The sequence below is a fragment of the Streptococcus oralis genome (assembly GCF_026782235.1).
GTDB lineage: Bacteria > Bacillota > Bacilli > Lactobacillales > Streptococcaceae > Streptococcus > Streptococcus oralis_CC.
Genome location: NZ_JAKUWE010000003.1, coordinates 372,394 through 395,337, shown reverse-complemented (window position 1 = coordinate 395,337; position 22,944 = coordinate 372,394). Strand labels below are relative to the sequence as shown.

Sequence of the window (22,944 nt, the reverse complement as noted above, 5' to 3'; positions counted from 1 at the left end):
TCTTCCAGCTGATTTCTATGGGTGATAAAGTTAAAACATATTTGGCAGGTCTGATAATATAAAAGAGAAATGGAGATTGGTATTATGTTGAAAGAAAAATATGGAGGTTTATTTCATATATCGGATGATGACTACGAAAAAACTGCTACCCACTATGATGAGTATTTAGCAATTTTCCATAACTTAGTGCAAGGTGATATATTTGATACCGATAATCTAAGAGAACGGATTGAGAAATCAAATCCATGGAAAAATTCTGGTTACTCTGATGGTAAGTATGAATTCATTAGCTTGGCTGGTACGGATTGTGATATCCTTGCTCCCTTGTTGATTGATAATATTGAGAATAGTCAACAAGAAGATGCTAAAGAGGTAATACAAGCAAGATTTAAAGATTTTGAGCATGCTTTTGATGGCAATTTTATTAATCCACGAGTTATTCTATTGGGAATCAATCCTAAAATGTCTTCCGAACATGATTCGTATGGATTAAAAGATACCGTATATAAAGAACCCTTTAATACAAATCGTCCAATCCTTGAAAATGATTACTATTATGGCGATAGTAGTATTTTCTACGCTAAAATGAAGGAACATAAAGAACATCAAGCTCTCAAAGATATTCATTCAAAAATGATTAGTAACGAGGATGAAGTAACGCCTGTAGCTCTTTGGGAATTTTTTCCTTATGCATCCGAGGGAGAAACTGTTTGGCAGAAGGGCTACTCAATCTCTAAGTCGCTTAAACGATATTTTCAATTAAAGGAAATATTACTTAGTCAAATTTGGATGGTATGCTTGTTAACTTATACAATAAAACATTCAGAAAAACATTCAGAAAAATTATTCTTGTTTTTAAGAAAGAATAACCAGGACTTTCGAAGTCACTTCTTAAACAAATATTTTGAAGCAATTCAAATAATGAATAAGGAAAACATAAAAGTTTTATCAAAGAAATCAGGTTCATCGAAATATCTCTCAAATGGTAATGTGAAACCATTCTTTAAAGAATCATTGACAAATGTTCAAACAGATACTGTCGAAAAATTCTTTAAAGATTTATGGGGCATTTCATCAAGCACTGAGTAGCAAAAGAGAACAATACGACAACAATTGATTTCAATAAAGTATGCCGATAGGTTGTCCATAGTAGCGAAAAGTTATATATTCTTGTCGTATTATGTCGTATTATGTCGTATTATATGGAGGGGATACTAGCATCAATTATTTGAATTTGGAATCACATAAAATTTTAACTTGCTCTTTAGAAAGGAAACTCAATGCCCTACAAATTTCTACTCTTCGATCTTGACCATACTCTTCTTGATTTTGATGCTGCTGAGGATGTAGCTTTGACACAACTTCTAAAAGAAGAAGGAGTTGCGGATATCCAAGCCTATAAAGACTATTACGTTCCTATGAACAAGGCTCTCTGGAAGGACTTGGAGAAAAAGAAAATCAGTAAACAAGAACTGGTTAACACGCGCTTTTCTCGTTTATTTGCTCATTTTGGAATGAAGAAAGACGGTAGGTTACTTGCTCAGCGATACCAATTTTATCTCGCCAAGCAGGGACAAACTATTTCCGGGGCTCATGAACTTTTGGACAGTCTCATTGAGCGTGATTATGAACTGTACGCTGCGACAAATGGCATCACTGCCATTCAAACGGGACGTTTGGCTCAATCAGGTCTGGCTCCTTATTTCAACCAAGTCTTTATCTCTGAGCAGTTGCAAACGCAAAAGCCTGATGCACTATTCTATGAAAAAATCGGTCAGCAGATTGCAGGATTTGATAAAGAAAAAGTCCTGATGATTGGAGATTCCCTAACAGCAGATATTCAAGGTGGCAATAATGCTGGCATAGATACTATCTGGTACAACCCTCATCACCTTGAAAATCACACACAAGCCCAGCCAACTTATGAAGTCCATTCTTACCAAAACTTGCTGGATTGTTTGGATAAACTGTAAAAAGTGGTTTAGATAGCCACTTTTTGCTATAATAGAAGCAGTAAAAACGAAGGAGTTGGCGATGCAACACTCATCTTGGCATGCTTTGATTAAGGAGCAATTACCTGAGGGTTATTTCGGGGAAATCAATCAGTTTATGGATCAGGTCTATGCTCAGGGAACTGTTTATCCACCTAAGGAAAAGATTTTTCAGGCTCTATTGACTACACCGCTTGAAGAAGTTAAGGTGGTGATTTTAGGGCAAGACCCCTATCACGGGCCAGATCAGGCGCAGGGCTTGAGTTTTTCTGTTCCTGACTCTATCCCAGCTCCGCCATCCTTGCAAAATATCTTGAAAGAATTGTCAGATGACATCGGCGTTAAGAAATCCCATGATTTAACTGCTTGGGCTGAACAAGGAGTCTTACTTCTCAATGCTTGTTTGACCGTTCCTGCTGGGCAGGCCAATGGTCATGCTGGGCTAATATGGGAGCCTTTTACAGATGCTGTGATTCGGGTTGTCAATAATCTAGATAGGTCAGTGATTTTTATACTCTGGGGTGCTTATGCACGTAAGAAGAAGGTCTTGGTTACCAATCCACACCACTTGATTATCGAATCAGCCCATCCTAGTCCTTTATCTGTTTTCAGAGGATTTTGGGGTTCCAAGCCTTTTTCCAAGGCTAATGCATTTTTAAAAGAGACAGGACAAGTGCCAATCGATTGGCTTAGATAAGGAGAAAATATGCCTCAGTTAGCGACGATTTGCTACATTGATAACGGAAAAGAACTGCTCATGCTGCATCGCAATAAGAAGCCAAATGATGTCCATGAAGGCAAATGGATTGGTGTGGGTGGTAAGTTAGAGCGAGGGGAGACACCTCAAGAATGCGCTGCGCGTGAAATCCTCGAAGAGACAGGCCTGAAAGCCAAGCCAGTTCTAAAAGGCATTATCACTTTCCCTGAATTTACGCCAGATTTAGACTGGTACACCTATGTTTTTAAGGTGACAGAGTTTGAAGGTGAGTTGATTGACTGCAATGAGGGGACGCTAGAATGGGTTCCCTATGATGAAGTTTTGAGCAAGCCAACTTGGGAGGGTGACCACACCTTTGTTGAGTGGCTTTTAGAGGACAAACCCTTCTTTTCAGCCAAGTTTGTTTATGATGGGGATAAATTATTGGATACCCAAGTTGATTTCTATGAATAAAGGAGAAAGCAGATGCTACTTATCAAAAATGGTCGTGTAATGGATCCCAAGTCTGGTTTGGATCAAGTGTGTGATGTTTTGGTCCAAGATGGGAAAATTGTCAAAATTGCACCTGAAATCAAGGAAGAAGGAGCAGAGGTGATTGATGCTACTGGGCTTGTGGTTGCGCCTGGCTTGGTCGATATCCATGTTCATTTCCGTGAACCTGGTCAAACTCATAAAGAAGACATTCATACTGGTGCCCTAGCAGCCGCTGCAGGTGGCTTTACAACCGTTGTCATGATGGCTAATACTAGTCCAACTATTTCAGACGTAGAGACTTTGCAAGAAGTTCTCCAGTCAGCTGCTAAAGAAAAGATCAATGTCAAGACAGTTGCGACCATTACTAAGAACTTTAATGGCCTAGATTTGACAGACTTTAAGGCGCTTTTAGAAGCTGGAGCTGTTGGTTTTTCTGATGACGGTATTCCACTTGAAAGTAGTAAAGTTGTCAAGGAAGCCATGGAAGAAGCCAAAAAACACAATACCTTTATCAGCCTTCATGAGGAAGATCCAGGTTTGAATGGGATTCTTGGATTTAACGAAAACATCGCTAAGGAACATTTTCATATTTGTGGTGCGACAGGGGTGGCAGAATACGCCATGATTGCGCGTGATGTTATGATTGCCTATGCAACCAATGCCCATGTTCACATTCAGCATTTGTCTAAGGAAGAAAGTGTCAAGGTAGTGGAATTCGCTCAAGGTTTGGGAGCGCAAGTCACAGCAGAAGTAGCGCCACAGCATTTCTCTAAGACAGAAGCACTTCTCTTGACTCAAGGTAGTAATGCTAAAATGAATCCTCCGCTTCGTTTGGAATCAGACCGTCGTGCCGTTATCGAGGGTCTCAAGTCAGGTGTTATCACAGTTATCGCGACAGACCACGCGCCTCACCATGCAGATGAGAAAAATGTAGAAGATATCACCAAAGCGCCATCTGGTATGACTGGCTTAGAAACCTCTCTTTCTCTTGGTTTGACTTATTTAGTGGAAGCTGGTGAGCTAAGCTTGATGGAATTGCTAGAAAAAATGACTGTTAATCCAGCCAAACTTTACAACTTTGAAGCTGGTTACTTGGCTGAGAATGGTCCAGCGGATATCACTATCTTTGATGCTAAGGCTGACCGCCTTGTGGACTCCCATTTTGCTTCAAAAGCTGCAAACTCACCATTTATCGGTGAAACTTTAAAAGGGCAGGTCAAATATACCATCTGTAAGGGACAAATCGTTTACAAAAACTAGATGGGATTCTGCTCTATAAACTATAAGAATAGAGAGCGTATATGTATCGAACCCATCAATTTAAAGATAAGTTTATTTTATTTCTTAAGATATTTTTTCCTATCCTGATTTATCAGTTTGCCAATTATTCTGCCTCTTTTGTTGATACAACCATGACTGGGCAGTACAATACCATGGACTTGGCTGCTGTATCAACTACAACGAGTCTATGGAATCCTTTCTTTACTTTTTTAACAGGGATTGTTTCGGCCATGGTTCCCATCATAGGCCATCATCTGGGACGAGGCAAAAAGGAAGAAGTGGCATCTGACTTTTACCAATTTATCTACTTGGCTTTCGGATTGTCTTTGGTCTTGCTTGGTATGGTAGTATTCTTAGCGCCGCCTGTCTTAAACCATATCGGACTAGAAGCTCAAGTGGCGGCAGTTGCGGTTTCTTATCTTTGGTACCTTTCTATCGGGATTATTCCCTTGTTGCTTTTTAGTGTCATTCGGTCATTGTTAGATTCTCTTGGTTTGACCAAGCTATCTATGTACCTCATGCTCCTATTACTTCCTCTTAATAGTGGTTTTAACTATCTTTTGATATATGGAGCATTCGGTTTTCCTGAGCTTGGTGGCGCAGGAGCAGGGCTAGGAACTTCTCTAGCCTATTGGGTTTTATTGGGGATTTCTCTTCTTGTTTTGTTCAAACAGGAAAGATTAAAAGCGTTACATCTTGAAAAACCTATTCCACTAAATATAGATAAAATCAAGGAAGGTGTTCGATTAGGTCTACCAATCGGGGGAACCGTCTTTGCGGAAGTGGCTATTTTCTCCGTAGTGGGACTAATCATGGCTAAGTTTTCATCGCTCATCATCGCCAGTCACCAGTCAGCTATGAACTTTTCCAGCCTCATGTACGCTTTTCCCATGAGTATTTCCTCTGCTATGGCGATTGTTGTGTCTTACGAGGTTGGGGCTAAACGTTTTGAGGATGCAAAAACCTATGCTCGTCTGGGGAGAATAACAGCCCTTATTTTTGCAGGTCTTACCCTGTCCTTTCTCTACATTTTTAGAGATCGTGTAGCAAGTCTATACGGAAATGACCCTCACTTCATTGAAACAACTGCTGTATTTCTAACCTACAGTCTCTTTTTCCAGTTAGCTGATACCTTTGCGGCTCCGCTTCAGGGGATTTTAAGAGGGTATAAGGACACTATCGTTCCTTTCTATCTTGGCCTAATCGGATATTGGGGAGTAGCGATACCTCTAGGATATTTACTAGATCAAGTAACTGACTTAGGGGCATTTGCTTACTGGATTGGGTTAATTGCCAGCTTGATTGTTTCTGGTTGTTTGTATCAATGGCGTCTGAAAACCGTAATGAAAAGATTGAGCTAATTTTTGGAAAATATCCTGAAAAAGCACTTTGTGAAAAAATACTCTAACTAGAGAGAATCCCTGTTTTAACAGGGGTTTATTTTTTTACCTTGTGAAATTTTATTAGCCATATACTTTGACAGTGTTTTCTAAAAACGGTAAAATAGTAAAGTAAGTACAAAGTTAGAAAGGCAAGAAGATGTCAACTTTAGATAAAAATCTTTTGCTAGAGATGTTCCGTAAGATGGAAGAAATCCGTCGTATGGACTTAAAAATTGCACAATTAGTAAAGAAAGGAAAAGTGCCAGGAATGACGCACTTTTCTGTTGGAGAAGAAGCTGCTAACGTGGGGGCTATGTTGGCTCTCAACCCAGATGATCTGATTACCTCAAATCACCGTGGACACGGGCAAGCTATTGCTAAGGGGATTGACCTTAACGGAATGATGGCTGAAATCCTTGGAAAATACACTGGAACCTGTACAGGAAAAGGTGGTTCTATGCACATCGCTGACCTGGATGCTGGGAACCTCGGTGCCAATGGTATCGTAGGTGGTGGTATGGGAATCGCTGTTGGTGCAGCCCTCAGTCAGCAAATGCAACATACTGGTAAAATCGTTGTCTGCTTCTTTGGAGATGGTGCGACCAACGAAGGTGTTTTCCACGAAGCAGTGAACATGGCTTCTATTTGGAAACTTCCTGTTATTTTCTACTGCATTAACAACGGTTACGGTATCTCTGCGGATATCAAGAAAATGACTAACGTGGAACATATCCATCACCGTAGCGCAGCTTATGGAATTCCTGGAATGTTTATTGAAGACGGAAACAATGTCGTCGATGTCTATGAAGGATTTAAGAAAGCTGTAGACCATGTTCGTGGTGGCAATGGACCAGTCTTGATTGAAAGTGTCACATATCGTTGGCTTGGTCACTCATCATCTGACCCTGGTAAATATCGTACGCGTGAAGAAGTGGAATTGTGGAAACAAAAAGACCCAATCGAAAACCTTCGTAACTATCTCGTTGAGAACAACATTGCGAGTGCCGAAGAATTGGAAGAAATTCAAGCACAAGTCAAGGAAGCAGTAGAAGCCTCTGTTAAATTTGCTGAGGAAAGCCCATTCCCACCGCTTGAATCCGCATTTGAAGATATTTACGCAGACTAAGGAGAAAGAGATAAAATGGAAACAAAAACAATGTCGTTCCGTGACACCATTATCCTTGCTATGTCTGAGGAAATGCGTCGCGATGAAAATGTATTCTTGATGGGAGAAGACGTCGGTGTCTTTGGAGGAGACTTCGGTACTTCTGTTGGAATGCTCGAAGAATTTGGTCCAGAACGTGTTCGTGACTGTCCGATTTCTGAAGCAGCAATTTCTGGAGCAGCAGCAGGAGCAGCTATGACAGGACTTCGCCCAATCGTTGATATGACCTTTATGGACTTCTCTGTTATTGCCATGGACAATATCGTCAACCAAGCTGCTAAAACACGTTATATGTTTGGTGGGAAAGGTCAGGTTCCAATGACTGTACGTTGTGCAGCTGGTAACGGAGTTGGTTCTGCGGCCCAGCACTCGCAATCTCTAGAGTCTTGGTTTACACACATCCCTGGTCTCAAGGTTGTAGCTCCAGGTACGCCTGCTGACATGAAAGGACTGCTCAAGTCTTCTATCCGTGATAACAACCCTGTTATCATCCTTGAATACAAGTCAGAATTTAACCAAAAAGGGGAAGTTCCAGTTGATCCAGACTACACAATCCCACTTGGAGTTGGTGAAATCAAACGTGAAGGTACAGATGTAACAGTCGTTACTTATGGAAAAATGCTTCGCCGTGTGGTTCAAGCTGCTGAAGAATTAGCAGAAGAGGGAATTTCAGTTGAAATTGTGGACCCACGTACTCTTGTACCGCTTGATAAGGATATCATCATTAACTCAGTTAAGAAGACTGGTAAGGTGGTGCTAGTCAACGACGCCCACAAAACAAGTGGCTATATCGGAGAAATTTCAGCAATTATTTCAGAATCAGAAGCATTTGATTATCTAGACGCACCAATCCGCCGTTGCGCCGGAGAAGATGTGCCAATGCCTTACGCACAAAATCTAGAAAATGCAATGATTCCAACAGTTGAAAGCATCAAAGATGCAATCCGTAAGGCTTATAACAAAGAATAATACATAATATAAGTTATGTAAATAAAATAAAAAAGACGAGAAACTTTGTATCTTTTAGGTGCAGAACTCTTTTCGTCCTAAATATCTTAGTATAGAATTGGAGAGGTCATGGCTGATGACAAGCTAAGAGCGACTCCTGCGGCTAGAAAGTTAGCGAATGATCTAGGGATCAACCTCTACGACGTTTCTGGCTCAGGTGCAAACGGTCGTGTCCACAAAGAAGACGTGGAAACTTATAAAGACACAAACGTGGTTCGCATTTCGCCACTTGCAAAACGAATTGCCCTCGAACATAACATTGCTTGGCAGGAAATCCAAGGAACAGGTCATCGTGGTAAGATCATGAAGAAGGACGTTTTGGCCTTGCTTCCTGAAAATATCGAAAACGACACCATCAAGTCTCCTGCTCAAATCGAAAAAGTGGAAGAAGTTCCAGACAATATCACTCCTTATGGTGAGATTGAGCGTATTCCAATGACACCAATGCGTAAGGTTATCGCGCAACGTATGGTTGAATCTTACCTAACTGCGCCAACTTTCACACTCAACTATGAAGTTGATATGACTGAAATGCTGGCCCTTCGTAAGAAGGTTCTTGATCCGATTATGGAAGCGACTGGTAAGAAGACTACTGTAACAGACCTTCTTTCACTCGCTGTTGTAAAAACATTGATGAAACACCCTTACATCAACGCTTCATTGACAGAAGACGGCAAGACCATTATCACTCATAACTATGTCAACCTTGCGATGGCGGTTGGGATGGATAACGGATTGATGACACCAGTTGTTTACAATGCTGAAAAGATGAGCTTGTCAGAGTTGGTTGTAGCCTTTAAGGATGTCATTGGTCGTACCTTGGATGGTAAATTGGCTCCAAGCGAACTGCAAAATTCAACCTTCACAATCAGTAACTTGGGAATGTTTGGTGTTCAGTCCTTTGGTCCGATTATTAACCAACCAAACTCAGCAATCCTCGGGGTTAGCTCAACAGTAGAGAAACCTGTTGTTGTCAATGGTGAGATTGTTATTCGTCCTATCATGAGCCTTGGTTTAACTATTGACCACCGTGTTGTAGATGGTATGGCTGGTGCTAAGTTTATGAAAGACTTGAAAGCCTTAATTGAGAACCCAATCTCAATGTTGGTTTAAGTTAGCTACTGTTATTTTAGAGTTTTAGATAAAGGAAGTAAGACATGGCCTTAGAAGTAATTATGCCAAAAGCCGGCGTGGATATGACAGAAGGACAAATCGTCCAATGGAATAAGAAAGTCGGAGAATTTGTAAAAGAAGGAGAAATCCTTTTGGAAATCATGACTGACAAAGTCAGCATGGAATTGGAAGCCGAAGAAGATGGATACTTGATTGCCATCCTCAAAGGAGATGGTGAAACTGTCCCTGTAACGGAAGTCATCGGTTACCTTGGTGAAGAAGGAGAAAACATCCCAACAGCTGGTGCTGTAGCGCCAGAAGCTAGCCAGGCGCCAGAAGCTAGTGCCTCAAACGACGACGGTAAGAGTGATGACGCCTTTGATATCGTTGTGATTGGTGGAGGTCCTGCTGGTTATGTTGCAGCGATTAAAGCAGCACAACTTGGTGGTAAAGTTGCCCTTGTTGAGAAATCTGAACTCGGTGGAACCTGCTTGAACCGTGGCTGTATCCCAACTAAGACCTACCTTCACAACGCTGAAATCATCGAAAATATCGGTCATGCAGCAAATCGTGGTATCGTCATCGAAAATCCAAACTTCACTGTAGATATGGACAAACTCCTTGAAACTAAGTCTAAGGTTGTCAATACCTTGGTAGGTGGTGTTGCGGGTCTTCTTCGTAGTTACGGAGTTACTGTTCATAAGGGAATTGGTACAATCACTAAAGATAAGAATGTCTTGGTTAATGGTTCAGAGTTACTTGAAACCAAGAAAATCATCCTTGCCGGTGGTTCAAAAGTCAGCAAGATTAACGTCCCTGGTATGGAATCTCCACTTGTGATGACCAGCGATGATATTCTTGAAATGAACGAAGTGCCAGAAAGCCTCGTAATCATCGGTGGTGGGGTTGTCGGTATCGAACTCGGCCAAGCCTTCATGACATTTGGTTCAAAAGTGACTGTTATCGAAATGATGGATCGTATCGTTCCAGCTATGGATGCGGAAGTGTCTAAGAACCTTCGCTTGATTTTGGAACGCAAAGGTATGACTATCTTAACAGGTACAAAATTGGAAGAAATCATCGAAGAAAATGGTCAACTTCGTATCAAGGTTGAAGGAAAAGACGATATCATCGCAAGCAAAGCTCTTCTTTCAATCGGTCGTGTGCCAGACCTCGAAGGAATTGGCGATGTTGAGTTTGAGTTGGATCGTGGACGTATCAAGGTCAATGAATACATGGAAACATCTGTTCCAGGTATTTACGCACCAGGTGACATCAACGGTACGAAGATGTTGGCGCACGCAGCCTTCCGCATGGGTGAAGTTGCCGCTGAAAATGCCCTCAAAGGAAATCATGCTGTTGCCAAATTGAACTTGACTCCTGCAGCCATCTATACTCTCCCTGAAGTAGCAGCAGTAGGTTTGACTGAAGAACAAGCACGTGAGAAATACGATGTTGCAATCGGTAAATTCAACTTTGCAGCCAACGGTCGTGCCATTGCATCGGATGCTGCTCAAGGTTTCGTAAAAGTCATTGCAGATAAGAAATACGGGGAAATCCTTGGTGTGCACATCATTGGTCCTGCAGCCGCAGAATTGATTAACGAGGCATCAAGCATTATCGAAATGGAAATCACTGTTGAGGAAATGCTGAAGACCATCCACGGACACCCAACCTACTCTGAAGTGATGTACGAAGCATTTGCGGATGTTCTAGGAATGGCTATCCATTCACCTAAGAAAAAATAAATAAGATTTTCAACTAAATTTTCTTAAAGTAGTACGGACGGCAGCGACCTCTATTAGAGTTCCATGCCTAAAAATTGACCCTCTTGTCTCAATTTTTCCGAGAAATGTAACGATAACACGTTACATTTCTTTTTACCACTTTAGAAAATTTGATTGCTATGAACAGAATTTAAAAACTAAATTTTTGGAAATACTATGAAATACATTATCAATCATTCAAACGACACTGCTTTTAATATCGCCTTGGAAGAATATGCCTTTAAACACCTTTTGGATGAGGATCAAATCTTCCTACTTTGGATTAACAAACCTTCTATCATTGTTGGTCGTCACCAGAATACTATCGAAGAAATCAACCGTGATTATGTCCGTGAAAATGGCATTGAGGTAGTCCGCCGTATCAGTGGCGGTGGAGCTGTTTATCACGATTTAAACAACCTCAACTATACTATCATTTCAAAAGAAGATGAAAACAAGGCCTTTGACTTCAAGAGCTTCTCAACTCCAGTTATCAATACCTTGACTCAACTCGGTGTTAAAGCTGAGTTCACAGGCCGTAATGACCTTGAGATTGATGGCAAAAAATTCTGTGGTAATGCCCAAGCCTATATCAATGGGCGTATCATGCACCACGGTTGCTTGCTTTTTGACGTTGACCTATCAGTCCTTGCTAACGCCCTCAAGGTTTCAAAAGATAAATTTGAATCAAAAGGTGTGAAATCTGTCCGTGCTCGTGTAACCAATATTGTCAATGAATTACCAGAAAAAATCACAGTTGAAGAATTCCGTGATTTGCTATTGGAATACATGAAAAAAGAGTACCCAGAGATGACGGAATACGTTTTTTCTGAGCAAGAATTGGCGGAAATCAATCGAATCAAAGAAACTAAGTTTGGGACTTGGGACTGGAACTACGGTAAATCACCTGAATTTAACGTCCGTCGGGGAACAAAATTCACTAGTGGTAAGGTTGAAGTTTTTGCCAACGTCATTGAATCAAAAATCCAAGATATCAAGATTTACGGTGACTTCTTTGGTATCGAGGACGTTGCAGCTGTAGAAGATGTCCTTCGTGGAGTGAAATACGAACGCGAAGATGTCCTCAAGTCACTAGAAACTATTGATATCACACGCTACTTTGCTGGAATTAGCCGTGAAGAAATCGCTGAAGCAGTAGTGGAATAAATCAAAAAGAAGTTGCTTGTTTTAGCAGCTTCTTTTTATGAGCAATATTTTACATAAATAATTTTATGTAGCCTATAAACTATCCAAAGCATTCTTTTGTTCATCATTGACGATATGGGTATAGAGGTCAGTGACTTGTGTACTGGCGTGTCCTAACTGATGGCTGACCAAAACTTGCGATTTAGTTGCATCATAAAGTCTTGTTGCTAGCGTATGGCGTAGTTTGTGGGGAGTTACACGCACTTTGAAGTCCTCAGAGTACTTAGCAACCATTTTTTCAACACTGGAAGCATCGATACGATTGGGAACACCACGATATAAGGTCAAAAAGAGTGCTGTATCCGTCTTTTCCGTCTTATAGCGTTGATTTCGAATGGCGAGATAATTCTCTAGATAAGGCTTGGCAAAGGCAGCGACATTGACCGAGTCACGTTTTCCCCCCTTACGTGTGACATCAATAACCATCATATTGAGATTAAGATCTCTTAGATCTAGATTAACAGCTTCGGATAAGCGGACACCAGATGCTAGGAGAAGGGCAATAATAGCTAAATCACGTTCTTTATTTTTATTAAAGGAGGATAAGGCACGATTTGAGAGCTGTTGTGGGTACTCTTGGTCGATATAAGTCAGAAAACCTTCTGTTTCATCACCTAGAAAGAGCTTTTGCTTGATGTTTTCAGCTCTGGCAGCAAGTGTTTCTTTCTTTTTCTTGGTTGAAACTTTCTTCATTACATTACGATAGAAATAAGGCTCCCCTTGGTCGTTTTCAACTTCCTCGGTCAGATACTTGTAAAGACTAGAAAGTGCTGATAAGGTCCGATTGATGGTCGTCTGAGAGACACCTTGTTTGGTTGTATTGGCATTCAGCAATGGACGTTCACGTAGATAAAGGATAAAGGATTCCATGTCTTTTTTAGACATATTTTCCAAGACCGATAAAGGAATGTCAGATATTTTATCAGCATTTGAAATTCCAGATTCTAAAACCCAGCTGAAAAATCGATCGTATTCCTTTAAGTATTCGTACAAGGTCGTAAAACTGTAGGGAACAGCAAGCTTTGATTGGTAGTATTCCAGAACATACCAGGGCATAATTTGTTTTAGTTTGTCGATTCGTTCCAGTAAAATCTCACGTTTCATGTATTTTCTCCATAATTAAGTCTACTAGTAGTATAGCATAGACTCATATATTTTTCAAGAAAATTATAGTTTTTCGGAAAGATGTAACAAGAAACTTAAAACAGAAATCTAACTTTACGCTAGTTATCCTGAACCTTTTATTAAATTTCATCATACTTGAGCAACATATTCGGAATCTTTTCTTCAAGACTCTTGCGTACTTTACCTTGAATTGCAGTGTCCATTTGGCTGTTTATGCTTGTAATGGTTGATTTGGTTTCTGTAGCAATTTTCTTAGCTGCCTTATTAAAGTTTTCTTTTAATTTATTTTTTGCTGTTATGGCTAACTTTGCTTCCGCAATGATTCTGTTTCGTTCCATCATTCGATACATTTGTTTCAGTGCATACTGGTATTCTTCATCAGTATAGTACTCATCCATTGGTGCTTGCATAATCTCTCCTTAGTTTGTGAAATTCTTCGTCTAATTCATTTCTTTTTTTGCGAAATTCCTTATCGCATTTTTCTCTCTCATCTTCGAGTTGAATTCTATGTTCTCGGTATACTTGATCTGAAAAGTGTCTCAGATTTTCTATTTCTGTAAAGTAGTCTCTAATATCATCAGCAGTTGAATCAAATTTTCTCAAGATTTGATACATTTTATCAACTTCTTCGGACATCAGTTTTTCTAAGTTTGCATTTCGTTCGTCTAGATCAAGGGCTTTGTTATCGAGTTTCTTCTTTTCTTGATAATATCGTTCTTCTAGAGTATACAGTTCTCTCTCTTTCTCTCTTATTTCCTCCCATTTTACATCTTTTCTTTCCATTGTCGAAACTCCTTGGCTAATTGCTTATCTGTTGCTACTGTTTTTTCGATGACTTCTTGTAATTGTTTATCCAAATTTTCGAATTCTTGGGCGGAAGCATTCATCTTAGTGGCTGTTTGATTTGTCTCTGTCTGAAACGTATCAATAAACTGTGCTTGAGTGATACCTTGGCTAGCAAAAAGTGCCTCAACTTCATAGGGAGCTAATGCACTGTAACTCGTAAAATCGATTTTTGACCAAATTTCTTGTAATTCTTGATTGGCTTTTTTTGCTAAGGCGCTCACTTCATCAGCTCCAGTTCTTGCTGCTGCAGCCATAGATGATGATAAGATAGAACCTTGAGCTGCATCTAAGTATATTTCCTCAGAACTACTAATGCCACCTGATGACCATTTTGACTTCAAGTCCTTGTAATGAACCATTCCTCGGAGACTGTTGGCATAAGCTCGATAAACGCCACTGATTAAGGGTTTCCCTCCTTTGCCATCTACAACTTGACCAGTTACAGGATCAAACTCCCAGTCACCAATTTTATGACTAGTCCCATCAAGCCAGTGAATCGTGCTAGGCATAGAATTTGTAATATCAATCGGACTGGTGTACCATTCAGGGTGATTGAAATCATTCCAACGTACTACATCATCATGTTTTCTACGGTAATCTATAAACATAGAAGGATTGCTTTCAATAAATGCTTTTTCTTCTAGTGTGAGTGCGCCGTATTTAAACCAAGCATTAAAGGTGGTTGTAGGGATGTGGTATTTAGCCCCTACTTTTAGCATATAAGATCCTTGTGAATAACCAGATAGTTGACTGACTTCATATCTAGGATCGTCCATAAGCTCTTTTACAAATTGGTCAGCAACCTTATATTGTGGAGATAAATAAGTTTGCCTTGCAATTATGGCACTATTGACATCGCGTGAACTAAACATAGTTTTATTCACCGGACTATCAGGGTCAGTTCCAGCAGCAATCACGGCTACATTTTTATAATCTGGTTTGCCATTGACTATAGGAGCTACCGCCAGCCCATCAAAACCAGTTTCAGTGTCAGACTTAGTGGCAACAACACGGAATTCTTGACCATCTGAGGTGGTTATAGTGTTGGTTTCATAGCTAGCTAATTCTGAATCAGGTTTATTAACAACAAGCTTTTTATGTTTTCGTCTAGCAAACTCTGGATTCACACTGTAAACTCCAGTATCTCTATTTAAATTATTAAGCTGTTTATCTGTATAATTAAATGTCATTATTGCTCTCCTTCGTCGTTATCAGAATAAGTTACCCTGATTTTCGAAGTGGTTTTACCCTTGTTTTCATTCAAAAATTGTCTATCTTTTATTCTTCCTTCCCATTCCAATGAAGCATCTGTTATTTCTTCGGTGTCTAAAGAATATCCAATCCCATATTTAATAGTTTTTTCATCAATAAACTTAATTTCAACATCACAAGACCATGATCCCGGCGGGTTTGTATAATCAGGATTTGTAATCTTGATCTCTTCTATCCCTTCATAGGAATTCTTTAAGGCGTTTACCAAACTAACTTCATACTCTCTATTTCGACGCTCTTCTTGGGATTTCCCTAACATGCTAAACATAAAAACACCTCCTACTGTAATAATTGCAATTGACAAAACGATTAGTAACCTTTTATGACTTTTTTTAGTGCTGGAATTGTTCATTTAAGATTTCCTCCTTTTTCTTATTATACTATAAGATTAGTCTATATTACACTATAATAAGAAAAAGTTATTTTAAATCTATCAATCTTAGTAGGACCCCCAGGATCTGTTCCAGCAGCAATCACAGCTATACTTTTATAATCCGGTTGACCGTTTACTATAGGAGCTACCGCCAAACCATCAAAACCTGTTCCTCGGTGAGACTTAGTCGCAATAACACGGAACTCTTGACCATCTGAGGTGGTTATTGTATTGGTTTCTTCAAAATCAGATGAAGAAGGATTCGGATTAGGAGCTTCTGTAACCAAAGGTTTATTATTTCTCTCAGCGTATTCAGAATTGACACTGTATACATTCTTCCCGTGGTTTAATTCATTAAGTTGTTTATCAGTATAATTAAATACCATTACTGCTCCCCTCTTTCTTTGTTAGAGTATGTAACCGTAACTGTATTAGTTGTTATTCCTTTTCTTAGGTTAAGAAAATCTCGCTGTCCATAAGTCATACGACCATTATAATTTTCTTTATCATCTAAGTCATGTGGAATTCCATAGAATATTTTTTCTCCATCTTCAAACAAAATATCAACCTTACAAGACCAGTCGCCAGGAGGGTTCGTATATGTTGGATTGGTAATTTCGATTTCTTCTATCCCTTGATAAGAATTCTTCAAGGCATTTACCAAACTAACTTCATATTCTCTATTTCGACGCTCTTCTTGGGATTTCCCTAACATGCTAAACATAAAAACACCTCCTGCTGTAATGAATGCAACTAACAAAACGATTAGCAGCCTTTTATGACTTTTTTTAATTCCAGAATTGTTCATTTGAGTTTTTCTCCTTTTTCTTACTATACTATAAGATTTGTCTATATTACACTATAATAAGAAAAAGGAGATTTACATCTTTTCTTTCCATTGTCGAAACTCCTTGGCTAATTGTGTGTCTGTTGCCACTGTTTTTTCGATGACTTCCTGTAATTGTTTATCTAACTGTTCAAATGCTTGGGCGGAAGCATTCATCTTAGTGGCTGTTTGATTTGTCTCTGTCTGAAATGTATCGATGAACTGTGCTTGAGTGATACCTTGGCTAGCAAAAAGGGCCTCAACCTCATAGGGAGCTAATGCTGTGTAGCTCGTAAAGTCGATTTTTGACCAAATTTCTTGTAATTCCTGATTGGCTTTTTGGGCTAAGGCGCTCACTTCATCAGCTCCAGTTCTTGCTGCCGTAGCCATAGATGATGATAAGATAGAACCCTGAGCTGCATCTAAGTATATTTCTTCAGAGCTACTAATGCCATTTTTTGACCATTTTGACTTCAAGTCCTTGTAATGAGCCATTCCTCGGAGACTGTTAGCATACGCTCGATAAACGCCACTAACCAAGTGCTTCCCACCTTTACCATCAACAACTTGACCTGTTACAGGATCAAACTCCCAATCACCTATATTGTGACTAGTTCCGTCAAGCCAATATATGGTATCAGGCATTTCTAAAAATGATTTATTGAATAATTCAGGATGGTTGAAATCATTTCCAAACACAACAACATCATAATTCCTTCTATAATCTATAAACATAGCAGGATTTTTATCTATGAATGCTTTTTCCTCATTAGAAAGTGAATTATAAAAAAACCAAGCATTGAAGGTAGTCGTAGGGATGTGGTATTTAGCTCCTACCTTCAGCATATAAGAACCTTGTGAATAGCCAGATAGTTGACTGACTTCATATCGGGGATCATCCATAATTTCTTTTACAAATCGGTCTGCTACATAATATTGAGGGGATAAACCTGACTCTCTTTCTGCAACTGCTGTTCCGACATCAATCTTAGTAGGACTCCCAGGGTCCGTTCCCGCAGCAATCACAGCTACATTTTTATAATCTGGTTCACCGTTGACTATTGGTGCAACTGCCAGTCCATCAAATCCCGTTACTGGGTCAGACTTAGTGGCAACAACACGGAATTCTTGACCATCGGAAGTGTTTATTGTATTGGTTTCGTTTTTAGGATCAATATTAGACTTTTCTACAACCTGTTTTGTCTTTTTTCTACTTGAAAACTCTTCGTTCACACTATAAACAGCATAATCTTGGTTTAAATTATTCAAGTGTTCATCAGTATATTGGAAATACATCATAGTTCTCCTTGCTCACTATCAGAATAAGTAATTTTCACTGAATTTAAAGTTTGCCCTTTATGATTTTCTAAATACTGCCAATCTTCGTTTGTTTCTTGACGTCCACCATAATTGGTTTTATAGTTTAAATGATGATTAATTCCATATGAAAGAGTTCTTTCATCTTTAAATTTAATTTCGACATCACAAGACCACGAACCTGGAGGGCTTGTGTACTCTGGATTGGAAATTTTAATCTCCTCAATCCCTTGGTAGGAATTCTTTAAAGCATTCACCAAACTAACTTCATACTCTCTATTCCGACGCTCTTCTTGGGATTTCCCTAACATAGAAAACATAAAAACACCTCCTGCTGTGATGGTTGCGAGTAGTAAAACTATGAATAATGGTTTATAGCTTTTTCTTAATCTGTCTTTACTCATTATCATTTCCTCTTTTTCTCAGCATATTCAGAATTTACACTATAAACATTTTTTCCGTGATTTAATTCATTGAGTTGTTTATCAGTATAAGTGTATACCATTAATATTCTCCTTCTGAACCATCTGAAAAAATAATTTTTGTGAGTTTACTAGTCTTACCCAAGTGACTATTTAAAAATTCTCGGTCCTCTTTTCTATTCTCTCTCTCTAAAGATACATCAGAAATACGTTTATCTTTTTTTGAATAATTAATTTTATATTTTATGCTTCTCTCATTAAAATATAGTTCAACTACGCAAGTCCAACTTCCTGGCGGATTTGTGTAGTTTGCATTAGAAAATCTAATTTCTTCAATACCCTCATAACTATCTTTTAAAGTTTCAATCAAACTAACTTCATACTCTTTATTCCGACGTTCTTCTTGGGATTTCCCTAACATACTAAACATAAAAATACCAACTGCTGTGATAATTGAGATTGACAAAACGATTAGTAACCTTTTATGACTTTTTTTAATTCCAGAATTATTCATTTATGCTTTTCTCCTTTTTCTTATTATACAATATTCTAATCATTCTTAACAAAGTAAGGGGTAAAAATTATACTATATACTGAAAAATAGATTTCTAATTCTTAAAAAACCAAATCTTTTTTGATTTGGTTTTGAAGATTTATATTAATTTTATTCATACCGATTATACTCATCTTTTTTATGTATTACCATATAGCAGGATACCAAGATGACGAAAATTTTGATTAGGTAGGTTTCGTATCGATTAGTATCTATGGTTAGCTGAGACAAGACATTAATGATCGAATGTGTCATAACGCAAATCCAGAGACTCTTTGTTTTGATATAAAGAGCTGAGAGTATGAAAGAATTCGTCAGCAATCCAAATAAAAACGGTAGAGTTTGCAGTGTTGCAAGGGAACCATCTATGTAAAAGAACAACAGATGCCAAATCGCCCAGCTGAAAAAAGTTAGGATTGTTGAGTAAAAATATGGCAACTTTTCTTGTAAAATTGGTTGAAAGACATATCGCCATCCAATCTCTTCTATACCACCAAAGACAATAAATTTGAAGAACATCAAAAATGGGAGATACCAGCTAAATTCTATCATTTTCCCACCAAACATTAGAAAAGAAAAATCAAGGATAATTAGGGAAAAAGATAATAAATAATGTTTATAACTGGTATGAATGTTAAAAAAATCGTTAACGATCTTCTTAAAATGAATATGAAAATAGTGATTTGCAACAATTATTCCCCAAAGAGCTGAGGAAATCCCACCAACAATGATTCCTAAAATAGTTAATAGATTGGAATGAACAGAAAAATGATTCAAGAGAAAGAAAAGGAGACAAACTGATACTATTTGGCTAAATGTGCCTATCAAATATACCGCAATTGCCTTATTTCTTTTCATAGAGAATCCTTTCAATGATTTTTTACGTAAAATAAATTATGTAAACTAAAGCTTACAACAACAAATCTTTGACTTTTCCAATTTCACTTTTTGGAATCACCAGGTGAATCATATCACCCAGATACATTCTAGTTGAGCCGTTAACGGTTTGACTTTTGCCATTATGGACTTGGGTGGTGATGAGTACGTTATGTGGTAAATTGAGCTCGTGAACCTGTTTTCCAGCGATTTTATCTGATACAGGAATTTCAATGAGGGTGACTTCTCCTTCGTCTGTCGCTTCTTCTGGTAGCATTTTTTCTAGCATGGCCTCATAGACTGGCGCCCCCTTGAGCAGATCCATGACGATGTAGGCTACTAAGGTCACTAAGCCCAGTGGCATGAGGTTGCGAATATCTCCAACCATCTCAGTTACGAGGATCATGGCGGTTAAGGGAGCCTTGGATATTGCTCCAAAGTAGCCACTCATTCCAAGAATAACAAATATAGGAAATTGCTCCTGACTGACAAGTCCAAGATTCACACAAATGACACCAACTAGGGCACCAAGCAAGGAACCAAGCGCCAAAATTGGTAGGAAAATTCCTCCTGGAAGACCACTTCCATAGCTAATCATGCTCCAAACAAAACGGATCAAAAAGTAAGCTAATAGAACTTGGAAACTAAAATTTTGCTCAGTTAAGGAAAGAACGAGCTGATTTCCACCACCAAGGATTTGTGGTAAGAAGATGCCGACTGGTATGATAAGGATAAAGGCTAGGATTGGATAATAAGCTTTATCCAAATGGATTTTTTGACCAATCCAGTCATAAATTCGACCAACATTGAGTACAGCTTTCTCATAGAGAAAACCAGAAAGCCCGAGAAAAACTCCCATAAGGAGGTATATCCAATACTGGTCTAAGGTCATGAGAGGAATGTTGTCTGGCATATCTAGTACGGGTGTTAGGCCGAATATGAGCAGAGAAACAAAGTTTGCTACGAGACTGGCTGCTAGGGTTGAGACCCAGAAAAAGCGTGAAAAATGGTGGTAAACTTCTTCTATAACAAAGAGAAGACCTGCGATTGGTGCATTAAAGGCAGCTGCTAGTCCTGCGGCAGCCCCACTTGCAATCAAGGAACGTTCCTCTACTGGGCTGGATCTGAGCCACTTGGCAATACCTTTACCACCGACCGCTCCAAGTTGAATACTTGGCCCTTCACGTCCCAGCATAAGTCCACTGGCAATTGCAAGAATACCTAGAATATATTTTTTCCAAAGTACGCCCCACCAGTTGAGAGTCATGAGACCTTTTAGTTCAGCTTCGACTTGAGGGATTCCAGAACCCTTGATATCTTTTTCCGATCGAGTTAATTTCGCACTGAGCCAGCTAACAATTAAATAAAATAGACCAATGATAAAAAGATTGCGCACCAGGTGCGCTTGATCTTGATAGAGTCCTTGTATCAGGTGGAAGCCCTTTTCGATTAAGAAACGAAAGGATCCGACGATTAGCCCGACGACGAGACCAACAATGATTCCTCGTCCAACTTGGGATAATATGGTGCTTGAGGCAAAGGCAAATTCTTTCTTGGAACTGAGTGTTTCTGACTGTTCCTCCATAATCATTTCCTCTTACTTATCTTTCTTGGTTGAAACCAGTGTTTTGACTGGTTCAAAACTGGTTCGGTGAATTGGGGTGATACCTAGTTTTTCCAATCCTTCTAGATGTTTAGCTGTTCCATATCCTGCATTAGCCGTGAAATCATAGCCAGGATATTGCTTATCAAATTCCTTCATCAATTCATCCCGTGTCACCTTGGCCACTATAGATGCAGCTGCGATTGAGAGGGAGTTTGCATCTCCTTTGATGATTGCTGTTTGAGAAATCGGCAACTCCAGTTTCATGGCATCTATCAAGAGGTACTCAGGTTGCGGACTGAGCTGGGAGATTGCTTCCTTCATGGCAAGTTTGGTCGCTTCGTAGATATTGACTTGGTCAATGATGTGATTATCCTTGATACCAATACCTATTGCCAAGGCTTGGTCTTGAATGGCTTGATAAATTTCCAGATGTTTCTTTTTGGGGATTTTTTTGCTGTCGTTGAGGCCTCTAATCTTACAATTTTTTGGCAAAATAACGGCTGCAGCGACCACAGGACCAGCCAGAGGACCACGGCCGACCTCGTCAACACCTGCTATAAAGGTCAATCCTTGTTTGTAAAGCTCTTTTTCAAAGGAAAGCATGGATTCCAAACGAAGGTCTTCATCTAGTTCAGCCTGAATGGCTTTTTTACGCTTGCTGATTTCCTTTTGAACTCCAGAACGAGTATCCTTTTCCAGTTCAAGAAAAAGAGGATTGTCTAATTCTTTGACAGTAGCAAGAAGTTCCTTGATTTCTTTAATCGTCGTCATCAATGTCGTCCAATGTATCTAAGGTGTAGTTACCGAATTTTCCATCACGGACTTCCTTAACGAAGAGGCTGTAAAAGCGGTCGTAGTCGTCTCGAAAACCGAGGGCGCGGGTCATATCCATGATGATAACAGGCGCTTCTTCTTCTATCTTCATTTGTTTGAAGCGTTCAGCTAGCTTTTCTGGATAATGTTTTTTGAAATAATTGAGACCAAAAATGGTCACTTCATCCATAGGAAGCAACTGGTCTTTAATTGCTCCTGTTAGGGCTAGTTTCAAAGCGACGGTTTCGTCTTCGAACTTAGGCCAAAGAATCCCTGGTGTGTCTAGGATTTCAAGGTCTTTGTTGGTTTTGAGCCACTGTTGCCCCTTGGTAACACCTGGTTTATTGCCGACAACTGCAATTTTTTTCCCAGCCAAACGGTTCATGAGAGTTGACTTGCCGGCATTTGGAATTCCGATAATCATGGTCCGCAAGGTTTGGATCTTGATGCCGCGTTCTTTCTGGCGTGCAATCTTATCAGCCATGAGCTTTTTGGCAGCATCTGTCACAACTTTTACAGTCACTTGCTCTTTGGAGTTGATAGCCAGAGTTTGAATTCCCTGTGATTCAAAATACTGACGCCATTCTTTGGTCATTGCTGGATCTGCTAAGTCCGCTTTATTTAAAATCAAGAGTTTCGGTTTATCACCCACAATCTTGGTTAACATAGGATTTTGACTAGATAAAGGTAGCCGAGCATCCACCAAAATCGTCACAAAATCAACAAATTTTAGATTCTCCTGAACTTGTCGCCGAGCCTTAGACATATGGCCCGGGAACCATTGAATAGTAGCCATAAATTTCCCTTTCCG

The 22,944-nt window shown here is 39.4% G+C and carries 25 protein-coding genes; 11 read left to right on the top strand and 14 right to left on the bottom strand.

Annotated elements, in window-relative coordinates:
• The first annotated feature begins 84 nt into the window (after nt 1-84).
• From MK396_RS05570 to MK396_RS05520, 11 genes are all read left to right on the top strand, one after another.
• Nucleotides 85-1,089, top strand: a complete 1,005-nt coding sequence (locus MK396_RS05570) for a hypothetical protein (protein WP_268723925.1) — start codon at nt 85-87, stop codon at nt 1,087-1,089.
• Between the two features lie 191 nt (nt 1,090-1,280).
• Nucleotides 1,281-1,973, top strand: coding sequence for a YjjG family noncanonical pyrimidine nucleotidase (locus MK396_RS05565; protein ID WP_268723924.1), 693 nt, complete (start codon nt 1,281-1,283; stop codon nt 1,971-1,973).
• Between the two features lie 61 nt (nt 1,974-2,034).
• Nucleotides 2,035-2,688, top strand: coding sequence for a uracil-DNA glycosylase (locus MK396_RS05560; protein WP_268723923.1), 654 nt, complete (start codon nt 2,035-2,037; stop codon nt 2,686-2,688).
• 9 nt (nt 2,689-2,697) lie between these two features.
• Nucleotides 2,698-3,162 (top strand): NUDIX hydrolase, encoded by a 465-nt coding sequence (locus MK396_RS05555; protein WP_001135763.1) that lies wholly within the window; start codon nt 2,698-2,700, stop codon nt 3,160-3,162.
• 12 nt (nt 3,163-3,174) lie between these two features.
• Nucleotides 3,175-4,443, top strand: a complete 1,269-nt coding sequence (locus MK396_RS05550; RefSeq protein WP_268723922.1) for a dihydroorotase — start codon at nt 3,175-3,177, stop codon at nt 4,441-4,443.
• Between the two features lie 41 nt (nt 4,444-4,484).
• Nucleotides 4,485-5,825: an MATE family efflux transporter gene (locus MK396_RS05545; RefSeq protein ID WP_268723921.1), complete on the top strand. Its 1,341-nt coding sequence runs from the start codon at nt 4,485-4,487 to the stop codon at nt 5,823-5,825.
• A gap of 178 nt (nt 5,826-6,003) precedes the next feature.
• Entirely contained in the window at nt 6,004-6,972 is a 969-nt protein-coding gene (locus MK396_RS05540) for a thiamine pyrophosphate-dependent dehydrogenase E1 component subunit alpha (protein ID WP_268723920.1), read from the top strand.
• A 15-nt stretch (nt 6,973-6,987) separates the two neighbouring features.
• Nucleotides 6,988-7,980 carry an alpha-ketoacid dehydrogenase subunit beta gene (locus tag MK396_RS05535; protein ID WP_268723919.1) on the top strand — a complete coding sequence of 331 codons (993 nt, stop codon included), beginning with the start codon at nt 6,988-6,990 and terminating at the stop codon, nt 7,978-7,980.
• 108 nt (nt 7,981-8,088) lie between these two features.
• On the top strand, nt 8,089-9,132 hold the full coding sequence (locus tag MK396_RS05530) for a dihydrolipoamide acetyltransferase (protein ID WP_084849679.1): 1,044 nt from the start codon (nt 8,089-8,091) through the stop codon (nt 9,130-9,132).
• 44 nt (nt 9,133-9,176) lie between these two features.
• Complete coding sequence (gene lpdA, locus MK396_RS05525; protein WP_268723918.1) at nt 9,177-10,880, top strand: dihydrolipoyl dehydrogenase; 1,704 nt, start codon at nt 9,177-9,179, stop codon at nt 10,878-10,880.
• Between the two features lie 195 nt (nt 10,881-11,075).
• The gene (locus MK396_RS05520; RefSeq protein ID WP_268723917.1) at nt 11,076-12,065 is read left to right on the top strand and encodes a lipoate--protein ligase; all 990 of its coding nucleotides are present in this window, start codon (nt 11,076-11,078) and stop codon (nt 12,063-12,065) included.
• Between the two features lie 72 nt (nt 12,066-12,137).
• Here MK396_RS05520 and xerS read toward each other — a convergent pair whose 3' ends face one another.
• The 14 genes from xerS to ylqF form a co-directional block, all read right to left on the bottom strand.
• A complete protein-coding gene (xerS, locus tag MK396_RS05515; protein ID WP_268723916.1) occupies nt 12,138-13,208 on the bottom strand; it encodes a tyrosine recombinase XerS in 1,071 nt (356 codons plus the stop codon).
• 140 nt (nt 13,209-13,348) lie between these two features.
• Complete coding sequence (locus tag MK396_RS05510) at nt 13,349-13,639, bottom strand: hypothetical protein (RefSeq protein ID WP_268723915.1); 291 nt, start codon at nt 13,637-13,639, stop codon at nt 13,349-13,351.
• Nucleotides 13,620-14,012, bottom strand: coding sequence for a hypothetical protein (locus MK396_RS05505; RefSeq protein WP_268723914.1), 393 nt, complete (start codon nt 14,010-14,012; stop codon nt 13,620-13,622). Before MK396_RS05505 ends, MK396_RS05510 begins: the two co-directional genes overlap by 20 nt.
• The gene (locus MK396_RS05500; RefSeq protein WP_268723913.1) at nt 13,994-15,265 is read right to left on the bottom strand and encodes a hypothetical protein; all 1,272 of its coding nucleotides are present in this window, start codon (nt 15,263-15,265) and stop codon (nt 13,994-13,996) included. Before MK396_RS05500 ends, MK396_RS05505 begins: the two co-directional genes overlap by 19 nt.
• A complete protein-coding gene (locus tag MK396_RS05495) occupies nt 15,265-15,699 on the bottom strand; it encodes a hypothetical protein (RefSeq protein WP_247917774.1) in 435 nt (144 codons plus the stop codon). Before MK396_RS05495 ends, MK396_RS05500 begins: the two co-directional genes overlap by 1 nt.
• A gap of 41 nt (nt 15,700-15,740) precedes the next feature.
• Entirely contained in the window at nt 15,741-16,106 is a 366-nt protein-coding gene (locus tag MK396_RS05490; RefSeq protein WP_268723912.1) for a hypothetical protein, read from the bottom strand.
• Entirely contained in the window at nt 16,106-16,528 is a 423-nt protein-coding gene (locus tag MK396_RS05485; protein ID WP_125841406.1) for a hypothetical protein, read from the bottom strand. Before MK396_RS05485 ends, MK396_RS05490 begins: the two co-directional genes overlap by 1 nt.
• A gap of 72 nt (nt 16,529-16,600) precedes the next feature.
• Nucleotides 16,601-17,842 (bottom strand): hypothetical protein, encoded by a 1,242-nt coding sequence (locus MK396_RS05480; RefSeq protein WP_268724026.1) that lies wholly within the window; start codon nt 17,840-17,842, stop codon nt 16,601-16,603.
• Entirely contained in the window at nt 17,842-18,267 is a 426-nt protein-coding gene (locus tag MK396_RS05475) for a hypothetical protein (RefSeq protein WP_268723911.1), read from the bottom strand. Before MK396_RS05475 ends, MK396_RS05480 begins: the two co-directional genes overlap by 1 nt.
• Nucleotides 18,268-18,367: 100 nt before the next feature.
• On the bottom strand, nt 18,368-18,799 hold the full coding sequence (locus MK396_RS05470) for a hypothetical protein (protein WP_268723910.1): 432 nt from the start codon (nt 18,797-18,799) through the stop codon (nt 18,368-18,370).
• A 150-nt stretch (nt 18,800-18,949) separates the two neighbouring features.
• Complete coding sequence (locus MK396_RS05465) at nt 18,950-19,696, bottom strand: CPBP family intramembrane glutamic endopeptidase (RefSeq protein WP_268723909.1); 747 nt, start codon at nt 19,694-19,696, stop codon at nt 18,950-18,952.
• A 52-nt stretch (nt 19,697-19,748) separates the two neighbouring features.
• Nucleotides 19,749-21,299 (bottom strand): ClC family H(+)/Cl(-) exchange transporter, encoded by a 1,551-nt coding sequence (locus MK396_RS05460; protein WP_268723908.1) that lies wholly within the window; start codon nt 21,297-21,299, stop codon nt 19,749-19,751.
• 12 nt (nt 21,300-21,311) lie between these two features.
• The gene (locus tag MK396_RS05455; RefSeq protein ID WP_268723907.1) at nt 21,312-22,091 is read right to left on the bottom strand and encodes a ribonuclease HII; all 780 of its coding nucleotides are present in this window, start codon (nt 22,089-22,091) and stop codon (nt 21,312-21,314) included.
• The gene (gene ylqF, locus MK396_RS05450) at nt 22,078-22,929 is read right to left on the bottom strand and encodes a ribosome biogenesis GTPase YlqF (RefSeq protein WP_268723906.1); all 852 of its coding nucleotides are present in this window, start codon (nt 22,927-22,929) and stop codon (nt 22,078-22,080) included. Before ylqF ends, MK396_RS05455 begins: the two co-directional genes overlap by 14 nt.
• Nucleotides 22,930-22,944 lie beyond the last annotated feature (15 nt).

Bases quoted from the DNA above. Each gene is read 5' to 3' on its own strand.
- MK396_RS05465 (WP_268723909.1), bottom strand. From the start codon at position 19,696: ATGAAAAGAAATAAGGCAATTGCGGTATATTTGATAGGCACATTTAGC.
- MK396_RS05500 (WP_268723913.1), bottom strand. From the start codon at position 15,265: ATGACATTTAATTATACAGATAAACAGCTTAATAATTTAAATAGAGAT.
- MK396_RS05490 (WP_268723912.1), bottom strand. From the start codon at position 16,106: ATGGTATTTAATTATACTGATAAACAACTTAATGAATTAAACCACGGG.
- MK396_RS05460 (WP_268723908.1), bottom strand. From the start codon at position 21,299: ATGGAGGAACAGTCAGAAACACTCAGTTCCAAGAAAGAATTTGCCTTT.
- MK396_RS05505 (WP_268723914.1), bottom strand. From the start codon at position 14,012: ATGGAAAGAAAAGATGTAAAATGGGAGGAAATAAGAGAGAAAGAGAGA.
- MK396_RS05510 (WP_268723915.1), bottom strand. From the start codon at position 13,639: ATGCAAGCACCAATGGATGAGTACTATACTGATGAAGAATACCAGTAT.
- ylqF (WP_268723906.1), bottom strand. From the start codon at position 22,929: ATGGCTACTATTCAATGGTTCCCGGGCCATATGTCTAAGGCTCGGCGA.
- MK396_RS05530 (WP_084849679.1), top strand. From the start codon at position 8,089: ATGGCTGATGACAAGCTAAGAGCGACTCCTGCGGCTAGAAAGTTAGCG.
- MK396_RS05480 (WP_268724026.1), bottom strand. From the start codon at position 17,842: ATGTATTTCCAATATACTGATGAACACTTGAATAATTTAAACCAAGAT.
- MK396_RS05470 (WP_268723910.1), bottom strand. From the start codon at position 18,799: ATGAATAATTCTGGAATTAAAAAAAGTCATAAAAGGTTACTAATCGTT.
- lpdA (WP_268723918.1), top strand. From the start codon at position 9,177: ATGGCCTTAGAAGTAATTATGCCAAAAGCCGGCGTGGATATGACAGAA.
- MK396_RS05560 (WP_268723923.1), top strand. From the start codon at position 2,035: ATGCAACACTCATCTTGGCATGCTTTGATTAAGGAGCAATTACCTGAG.
- MK396_RS05565 (WP_268723924.1), top strand. From the start codon at position 1,281: ATGCCCTACAAATTTCTACTCTTCGATCTTGACCATACTCTTCTTGAT.
- MK396_RS05570 (WP_268723925.1), top strand. From the start codon at position 85: ATGTTGAAAGAAAAATATGGAGGTTTATTTCATATATCGGATGATGAC.
- MK396_RS05495 (WP_247917774.1), bottom strand. From the start codon at position 15,699: ATGAACAATTCCAGCACTAAAAAAAGTCATAAAAGGTTACTAATCGTT.
- MK396_RS05540 (WP_268723920.1), top strand. From the start codon at position 6,004: ATGTCAACTTTAGATAAAAATCTTTTGCTAGAGATGTTCCGTAAGATG.
- MK396_RS05520 (WP_268723917.1), top strand. From the start codon at position 11,076: ATGAAATACATTATCAATCATTCAAACGACACTGCTTTTAATATCGCC.
- MK396_RS05455 (WP_268723907.1), bottom strand. From the start codon at position 22,091: ATGACGACGATTAAAGAAATCAAGGAACTTCTTGCTACTGTCAAAGAA.
- MK396_RS05475 (WP_268723911.1), bottom strand. From the start codon at position 18,267: ATGAGTAAAGACAGATTAAGAAAAAGCTATAAACCATTATTCATAGTT.
- MK396_RS05545 (WP_268723921.1), top strand. From the start codon at position 4,485: ATGTATCGAACCCATCAATTTAAAGATAAGTTTATTTTATTTCTTAAG.
- MK396_RS05555 (WP_001135763.1), top strand. From the start codon at position 2,698: ATGCCTCAGTTAGCGACGATTTGCTACATTGATAACGGAAAAGAACTG.
- MK396_RS05550 (WP_268723922.1), top strand. From the start codon at position 3,175: ATGCTACTTATCAAAAATGGTCGTGTAATGGATCCCAAGTCTGGTTTG.
- xerS (WP_268723916.1), bottom strand. From the start codon at position 13,208: ATGAAACGTGAGATTTTACTGGAACGAATCGACAAACTAAAACAAATT.
- MK396_RS05535 (WP_268723919.1), top strand. From the start codon at position 6,988: ATGGAAACAAAAACAATGTCGTTCCGTGACACCATTATCCTTGCTATG.
- MK396_RS05485 (WP_125841406.1), bottom strand. From the start codon at position 16,528: ATGAACAATTCTGGAATTAAAAAAAGTCATAAAAGGCTGCTAATCGTT.